Source organism: Myroides sp. C15-4, assembly GCF_050522745.1.
GTDB lineage: Bacteria > Bacteroidota > Bacteroidia > Flavobacteriales > Flavobacteriaceae > Flavobacterium.
Map to the genome: position 1 here is coordinate 79,142 of NZ_JBMVQX010000012.1, position 6,787 is coordinate 85,928.

The window sequence follows — 6,787 nt, forward strand, 5'->3', positions numbered from 1 at the left end:
ATTAAGTAATAATCGCTTGTCTGATTTGACTTTCAATTTGGAACTGAACAGGCGTATAAATATCTGTTTCTAATTCGGGTGTTTCGATTGAGATAATTAAAGCGTAACGCATGGTATCATTATACCTGTTTTTAGCTTTTAAATTCTTCCACCAACCTGAGGCTTTTGGAAAAACAGCTAGTTTATTGCATTGGGCAATCTCAATCGCCATTCCTTCTATATAATTACTGTGTATAGACCCCTTAAACAAGGATCCATAAAACCATCTTGAATCACTATATCTTGCAACATCCTCTTCCGTTCTTTGGTATTCCTCATTCAATCTTGCTTTAAAGTTATCAAAGCTTTCCGTAGGATGGATTAACTTAAATTCTAACGCACTCGATTGATACGCATAGGATGTTGTATCCCCCTTTTCACCAGGATTAGGTTCTATAAAATAGGATAAGGTTACCTTTACTTTAACCATCGTTTCGCCTAAACTAGCCAAAACTTCTACTGGCCAGGGCAATTCATAATAGTGGATTTCATTTGTTTTAACACGTCCCTCTTCAATTCTATAAGGTTGAATCGTCTCTTCCGCAATTAATGTCAGGTAATCGGAACCACATTGTATTGCTTTTTTAAAATCAGGTATACCATATCCGAAAATTCTCAACAACTCTTGTTTACTTTTTACAGCATTTAAATCTGTTTCAAACTGTCTAATCATCTGTTCTGACCAATCAGCAGCATGGATCATAAGTCCTCGTAATGTTTCTGGCCAAGCCTCAGGATATTGTGTTTTTACTTGTGCCAGAAAATTAGACGCTAAAGCAGTTGCCGCACTTGTTGCATTAAATGTCCGAAACTGATTCATTCTTGGCAAAAATGATAGCGTTAACAATTCTAATTCATCATCTCTATCGATGCTATGCTCTTGCCTAATCACATTCCCTCCTTCAAAAACGACTTCTGGTTTTATGGGCCAATTACCCTCCCAGCTTGCAGAGGTGGTACTAAAGGGCGATAATTCATATACTTGAGCTATGGTATTGTTACTACATTATTTGAATCCGTATATGTTATTCGTTGGGTTAAATCTTCGATATACTCTTCTCGATCTAGTGTATTGAGTTCTTGTGTCCAAAAGCGATTGAGTTCTTCCGCTCTTCTTATTTCCGCAATATGATCACAGGAATTAAAAAAATGCTCTAGTTGTACTCCATTCGCTTGAATGGCAACGATTGTTCGTTCAGGAAAAAACTGTCTTACCGTACTGTATACTATATTGAAATAATCACATCGTTCTTTAATTTGATGAAATACAGCATCCGTAAAGCTTTCTTCATTTAGCGCAAACCAAAGCTCACACCATTGCATCTCTTCTTGAGGTAAGAGCATTAAATCTCCCGTCCACAAATCTTCTACTGAAGCGCGATGAACTAAAGCTATTTTGTCAATAAGTTTTTGGTGTTTTGGATTTCCAGATGACGTAAATTCAGTTAGATACTGGCTAACCTTTTTGAGTAAGGCCTCTTTCTTTTCAAATGGAATAAAAATTGTAGCCTCTTCTATCTCCTTTTCTTTTTTTATGTTTAGAAAAGCACCTCCATGACTACTTAAGGAATCTACTTCTAAGCTTTGCCCTTGCTCTCCCTTAACTGTGATGTATTCCCCTTTCCTCATTGGAATATCATGTCGAGTCGTATATTCCTTTTCCTCCTCAAATCTTGCCCATAGTTCTTGTAAACTAGTTAAAACGAGATTGCCTTGTTTTTCCTTGTCCTTTTCTGGAAGTGGAAGTCCACTAAAACCCATTTTTGGTTTAGTGTATCCCTGAGATTCTTTGACATGCTGTACAAACAAATGCGGTTTGAAACTTTGTGACATACGCCATTACATTATAAGAGGTGATAGGTCTGCTTTCGATCTTTAATCATTTGCAAGAGTAATTTTTGAGAAACGATGGTTTTATTATCCAAGATAATTTCTTTTACCGCATCATTACATGCATTGGTAATTTCTGCATGACTTAGTCCTTTGGCTTCTTCGATTATTGGCTTTAGACTATAGTCTCCTAGAAAACCATGTAATTTCAACTGAAGTAAATCTTCTATTTCTTTTGCATTGGGAATATCGTAATGAATAATATCATCAAAGCGTCTGAAAAGGGCAGAATCTAATATTTTTAAATTATTGGTAGCACCAAAAATGAGGCTTTCTGATTCATCTTGTTCTAAGAATTGCAAGAAGGCATTTAAGACCCTTCTCATTTCACCTACTTCATTATCTCGTCCTCTTTCAGCGCCTAAAGCATCAAATTCATCAAAGAGATATACCCCGCGTTTGGATACCATCATATCAAAGATTAGGCGTAGTTTGGATGCTGTTTCTCCCATGTATTTCGTCATGAGTTTATCCATCATCACGACATACAAGGGTAATTTTAGTTCTCCAGCAATGACCGAAGCGGTTGCCGTTTTTCCAGTTCCAGGTCGTCCAGACAGCAAAATTTTACTGCGATGTTTTAGTCCGTGTTTTCTAATCTTATCTCGCTCTTGATACTCCCGCACAATGCGAGTTAACTTCGTCACTACTTCCTCTCCTAGCACTAATTCATTGAACTGGGTCTCTGGATAAAAAACCAGCACTAAGTCACTGAGGTTAGGCTCCAACCGGATTACATTAAAAGCGTCCTTTTGTGATCGATCCACTAAGGCCTTGATTTCCTTAGCGACGACCATACTTCCCTTGCGCGCTTCATGTGCTGCCACCTGAAGTGCAATGGATGTAAATCGTTCATTATCATTTTTGTAATGCGATTCTAATAAGGATTTTATTTGCTCTGCTGTTGCCATGGTGCAAAATTACAATTTATTCTTGAAACTTAAAGATAGCGAAATCACATCAACAATTGTACCTGTTTTACGGTTTTGTTTGATGAGCTGATGGATTGAAGAGTATTATTTCTAGTGTACAAAAATCATAATCTGAAATAGTTCTAACACCATACATGAACTCATATTATTCCTCCTTCATTATTTTTCCCTTTTCTAATAAAACACCCTTATCTAACTCTATTACATTAATTAAATTCTGTAGGCTTCCCCATTTTACAGCTATGTACTCCGTTGTTGTGCAACATTTGAAACTAATAGTTTAAAAAAACAAGTAAGAAAAAGAAAACATATCGCTTATACTGCGATTAATAAACATTTTACTATTAATACAAAAAGGTAATTTCATTACCCTGCAGGTTTGTTAATTAAAAGCACTTAAACAACAACAACTTTACACCCCAAAAAAAAGCACCAATCTCTCGATCAGTGCTTTTCAATATCTAAACATTTATTCTATTAATACGGCTTCTCGTCTCTACCTTCGTAGTAGTTGATGAAGGCGCGGTTGACCACGCGATTTCCTCCTTTTGTCGGATAGTCTCCCGTGAAGTACCAGTCTCCAAGGTTCTTTGGACAAGCTTTGTGTAAGTTTTCAATCGATTGGAAAACAATTTTGATTTCTGATTTAGTTCCCTCTTCAGTTACCATTTGAGCAATCTTAGCTGAAACTTCTTCGTCTGTAAAAGGAGCATAAATCTCTTTTACGTAGTTGACAACCTCTTCATCTTTCAGCCCTACTTGTGCTTTTGATTTTTGGTACACTTCTTCTACAATGTGATACATCTTGCGTTCTTTTAGCATCTCGATAACCGCTTGAAAGGCAATTAACCCTTCTAATTTTGCCATGTCGATTCCGTAGCAATCGGGGTAACGCACCTGAGGCGCTGCCGAAACAACCACAATGCGCTTCGGATTTAAACGATCCAACATGCGGATAATGCTCTTCTTCAACGTTGTTCCACGAACGATACTATCGTCAATGATAACCAAATTATCTGTCGGTTTAATCACTCCGTACGTCACGTCATACACGTGAGCTACAAGATCATCACGACTACTGTCATCGGTAATAAACGTACGCAGTTTCGCATCTTTAATTGCGATTTTTTCTGTGCGTAATTTAACCGATAAGATCTCTTGTAATTTTTCCTCCGTTAAGGCTTCTTTGTTCTTCAAGATATCGGAAATCTTGCGTTGGTTCAAAAAGTCTTGTGCGCCTTCAATCATACCAAAGAAAGAAGTTTCTGAGGTATTGGGGATATAAGAAAATACGGAATTATCCGTATCATTTTCAATCACGTCTAACACTTGCGGAAAAATAAATTTCCCCAAATCTTTGCGTTCTTGGTAAATATCTGCATCATTACCTCTTGAGAAATATACGCGCTCAAACGAACACGCTTTTAAAGGCAGTGGTTCTAAGATTTGCTCAAAATGCACACTTGCATCTTTTTTCACGATAATCGCTTGTCCAGGGGTAAGTTCTTTAATATCTTCAAAAGGAACATTCAAAGCCGTTTGAATCACTGGACGCTCACTAGCTACCACGACAAGTTCATCGTTTTCATAGTAAAATGCTGGGCGAATTCCCGCAGGATCGCGAAATACAAAGGCATCTCCGTGTCCTAACATACCTGCCATGGTAAAACCACCATCCCAATTTTTCGATGCTCTTCTCAAGATACGCGCAATGTCCAAACGCTCGCCAATTATTGGCGAAGCCGCTTTTTTAGAAAAGCCCTCTTGTTTAATTTGGTGATATAAATCGTCGATTTCATCATCCAAGAAATGACCGATCTTTTCCATTACTGTAATGGTATCTGACATTTCTTTTGGATGCTGCCCTAAGCGAACTAAATCTTCGAATAATTCTCTAACATTCGTTAAGTTGAAGTTTCCAGCCACAATTAAATTACGGTGCATCCAGTTGTTTTGACGCAAAAAAGGATGAACACTCTCAATGCTGTTTTTTCCAAATGTTCCATAACGCACATGTCCTAAAAACACTTCCCCTAAATACGGAATATGTTGCTTTTGCAATTCGGCATTATCTGCATATTCTGGATGTGCCTCCATTTCTGCATTGATACGCCCGTTGATTTGAGCAAAAATATCCTGAATAGGCTGTGCTTTATTTGAACGCACACGACTAATATAGCGTTCACCAGGTTCCATATCGAGTTTAATACTCGCCATCCCAGCTCCATCTTGCCCTCTATTGTGTTGTTTTTCCAACAACAAGTACATCTTCTGAATGGGGAAGAACGTACTGCCGTATTTTTCTTTATAATAGGATAACGGCTTTTTTAATCGTAAAAAAGCAATTCCACATTCGTGTTGTAGTGCGTCGCTCATAGTGTGTTGTGTTGTGTGTTATCATTAAAAAAAGCCCCACGACGAGGCTTAGTATGTTGCATGTTTATTTGAGTTCAATGTCGAACTGTGTTAACATTTTAAATTGCATTAATCTTTTTTTCATTTCTTCTTCTTCTAGCTGTTCCATACGCTGTGTTCCGAATTCTTCTACACAGAAGGAAGCTAAATTAGAACCAAAAATAATGGCGTTTTTCATACATTGAAAAGAAATACTACCTCTTTCTGTCAAATAGCCCACAAACCCTCCAGCAAATGTATCACCAGCTCCTGTTGGATCGAATACTTCTTTTAAAGGTAAAGCTGGAGCAAAGAAAACATCTTTTCCTGCAAACAACAGCGCTCCGTGTTCTCCTTTCTTAATTACAACGTATTCAGGTCCCATCTGATGAATCACTTCCGCAGCTTTCACTAGAGAGTATTCTCCAGACAACTGACGGGCCTCTTCATCGTTGATCGTAATTACATCAACTTGCTTCAACACTTCTTTCAATTCATCTAAGGCGCAATTCATCCAGAAATTCATCGTATCTAAAACGACTAATTTTGGTTTTTGTTCTAATTGTGCCAAAACGGATTGCTGAATAGCAGGATGTAAATTACCTAGCATCACCACATCAGCCTTCTTGAAATTTTCAGGAACCACAGGTTTAAAATCCGCTAATACATTTAATTGTGTATCTAAGGTATCTCTCGCATTTAGGTCATTGTGGTATCTACCACTCCAGAAGAAGGTTTTACCTCCTTGAACCACCTCTACGCCTGTTGTATCTATTTTCTTACTTTGTAGTAAGGCTAAATACTCTTTAGGAAAATCATCCCCTACTACAGAGACTATGGCTGATTCTACCTCAAAATGAGAGGCAGACAATCCTATATATGTAGCAGCACCTCCTAATACGTTGTCCGTTTTCCCGAATGGTGTTTCTATATTGTCAAACGCCATCGTTCCGACGATCAATAACTTGTTCATATTTTTGGAAAAGAAATAAGATGCAAATATATAGCATTCCTGTTTTTAGACCAAAAATTAATCTTCTTTATTCTAAAATTAACTTATAGTCAACACCTTACACATCAAGTCTTCCCATTTATTCTTATATACAAGAAGCGAAAACTAACCTATTTTTCTAGTTGTGAAGCACATATCCTGCCTTCAGTGAGCAACGCCCTCCTAGTTTTCTACTACCTACCTGACCCTATCCTTTGTATTTCCTTATCTTTTGTAAGTAGTTTCCCCTAGCATGCTCCAAGTCTCCCTCAACAATCCTTCGACAAAAGCCCCCTCAACCAAAGGAAAGTCGAAGGAAAGTCGAAGGAAGGTCGAAGAATGATCAGTGAATAATCAAAAGAGGCCTCCATATGCCAATTCCAAAACAGCCTTGTTATCATATCGTTTACTCTTTTTTAAACAAATTACATTTATTTAAAAAAAACGCATTTCCCCATTTTTTTCGAATTGTTAAATCTCAAAACAATGAACCAAATAAGCACACTAACGACCTAATGTTACAGGCTTTAACACTGATTTA

At 37.5% G+C, this 6,787-nt stretch carries 5 protein-coding genes; all 5 read right to left on the reverse strand.

The window, feature by feature from the left end; all coding sequences use genetic code 11:
* Position 1: 1 nt before the first annotated feature.
* The 5 genes from ACPDHL_RS07735 to ACPDHL_RS07755 all read right to left on the reverse strand — a co-directional run bounded on the left by ACPDHL_RS07735 (position 2) and on the right by ACPDHL_RS07755 (position 6,228).
* On the reverse strand, positions 2–1,030 hold the full coding sequence (locus tag ACPDHL_RS07735; RefSeq protein WP_430532207.1) for a S8 family serine peptidase: 1,029 nt from the start codon (positions 1,028–1,030) through the stop codon (positions 2–4).
* On the reverse strand, positions 1,027–1,872 hold the full coding sequence (locus ACPDHL_RS07740) for a hypothetical protein (protein WP_430532202.1): 846 nt from the start codon (positions 1,870–1,872) through the stop codon (positions 1,027–1,029). Before ACPDHL_RS07740 ends, ACPDHL_RS07735 begins: the two co-directional genes overlap by 4 nt.
* An 11-nt stretch (positions 1,873–1,883) precedes the next feature.
* Entirely contained in the window at positions 1,884–2,840 is a 957-nt protein-coding gene (locus ACPDHL_RS07745) for an AAA family ATPase (protein WP_430532203.1), read from the reverse strand.
* Positions 2,841–3,338: 498 nt separating this feature from the next.
* Positions 3,339–5,237, reverse strand: coding sequence for an amidophosphoribosyltransferase (locus ACPDHL_RS07750; protein WP_430532204.1), 1,899 nt, complete (start codon positions 5,235–5,237; stop codon positions 3,339–3,341).
* 64 nt (positions 5,238–5,301) lie between these two features.
* Positions 5,302–6,228: a PfkB family carbohydrate kinase gene (locus tag ACPDHL_RS07755; protein ID WP_430532205.1), complete on the reverse strand. Its 927-nt coding sequence runs from the start codon at positions 6,226–6,228 to the stop codon at positions 5,302–5,304.
* Positions 6,229–6,787: the final 559 nt, after the last annotated feature.

Excerpts from the sequence above, each read along its gene's own strand:
- ACPDHL_RS07740 (WP_430532202.1), bottom strand. The coding sequence starts at position 1,872 with ATGTCACAAAGTTTCAAACCGCATTTGTTTGTACAGCATGTCAAAGAA.
- ACPDHL_RS07745 (WP_430532203.1), bottom strand. The coding sequence starts at position 2,840 with ATGGCAACAGCAGAGCAAATAAAATCCTTATTAGAATCGCATTACAAA.
- ACPDHL_RS07750 (WP_430532204.1), bottom strand. The coding sequence starts at position 5,237 with ATGAGCGACGCACTACAACACGAATGTGGAATTGCTTTTTTACGATTA.
- ACPDHL_RS07755 (WP_430532205.1), bottom strand. The coding sequence starts at position 6,228 with ATGAACAAGTTATTGATCGTCGGAACGATGGCGTTTGACAATATAGAA.